General features: G+C 61.0%; 1 protein-coding gene. It reads left to right on the top strand.

Annotation, left to right across the window (positions count from 1 at the left end):
- Window positions 1–95 precede the first annotated feature (95 nt).
- On the top strand, window positions 96–1,214 hold the full coding sequence (locus OC450_RS34250) for an IS630 family transposase (protein ID WP_262049475.1): 1,119 nt from the start codon (window positions 96–98) through the stop codon (window positions 1,212–1,214).

Below are 1,214 nucleotides of genomic sequence, written 5' to 3'. Positions count from 1 at the left end.
CTAGTGTCCTGAGTCACAAGTTCGCAATCGTAGATTCGCAGTAGATTCACGTCGCCGTGCCAAGGATGGAGGCTGCAGCAGCGACGGAGGATCTGATGGCGGTCCAGCAACTTGCGCCCCTGACATTGAGCGATGAAGAGCGTGCCGAACTGAAGTCGCTGACGATGCGGCGGAAGACAGCGCAGGCGCTGGCTCTGAGAGCCCGGATCGTGCTGACCTGCGCGGAAGGCAGTCAGAACAAAGAAGTGGCGACCAAGCTGGGCTTGGACCGATCGACGGTAGGCAAGTGGCGGCGGCGTTTTGTGGAGCGGCGTGTGGACGGGCTGCACGACGAGCCGCGCTCCGGGGCGCCACGTACGGTTGACGATGCTCGCATCGAAGCCGTGATCGTGAGGACGTTGGAGAGTTGCCCGCAGAACGCCACCCATTGGAGTTCTCGCGACATGGCGAAGGCCAGCGGACTATCGGTGTCGACGGTACAACGCATCTGGCGGGCCTTCGGGCTCCAGCCGCACCGGATGGAGACGTTCAAGCTCTCGACCGATCCAAACTTCGTGGCCAAGGTGCGCGACGTTGTGGGCCTCTACGTCTCGCCACCGGAGCACGCTATCGTTCTATGTGTGGATGAGAAGTCCCAAATCCAGGCGCTGGATCGCAGTCAGCCGATGCTGCCGATGCGTCCCGGCCAGCCGGCCCGAAGAAGCCATGACTACACGAGGCACGGCACCACATCGCTATTCGCCGCCCTCGACATTGCGAGCGGACGGGTCATCGGCAAGTGCTATAGACGCCACCGTGCTGCTGAGTTCCGCAAGTTCCTCGATGAGATCGAAGCTGCCGTGCCGCGCGAACTCGACGTTCATCTCGTCATGGACAATTACGCCACGCACAAGACCCCAATGATCCGGAGATGGCTGGCCAAAAGGCCGCGTTGGCACGTGCACCTGACCCCGACCAGTTCGTCATGGCTCAACCAGGTCGAGCGCTTCTTCGCGCTCCTCACCGATAAAAAGATCAGGCGCGGCGTCTATCGCAGCGTAGCAGCCCTCAGGGCGGACATCGCCTCGTTCATCGAACGACACAACGCCAATCCAAAACCGTTCCGATGGACTAAGTCCGCCGATGACATCCTTGCTTCCATCGAACGCTTCTGCCGATACAATGCCCCCGCAGAAAACGACCCGATGTCGCGAACTTCTGGTTCAGGACACTAG

The organism is Bradyrhizobium sp. Bra78 (assembly GCF_024519855.1).
GTDB lineage: Bacteria > Pseudomonadota > Alphaproteobacteria > Rhizobiales > Xanthobacteraceae > Bradyrhizobium > Bradyrhizobium japonicum_G.
This window is presented reverse-complemented; position numbering and strand designations above follow the sequence as displayed.

Excerpts from the sequence above, each read along its gene's own strand:
- OC450_RS34250 (WP_262049475.1), top strand. The coding sequence starts at position 96 with ATGGCGGTCCAGCAACTTGCGCCCCTGACATTGAGCGATGAAGAGCGT.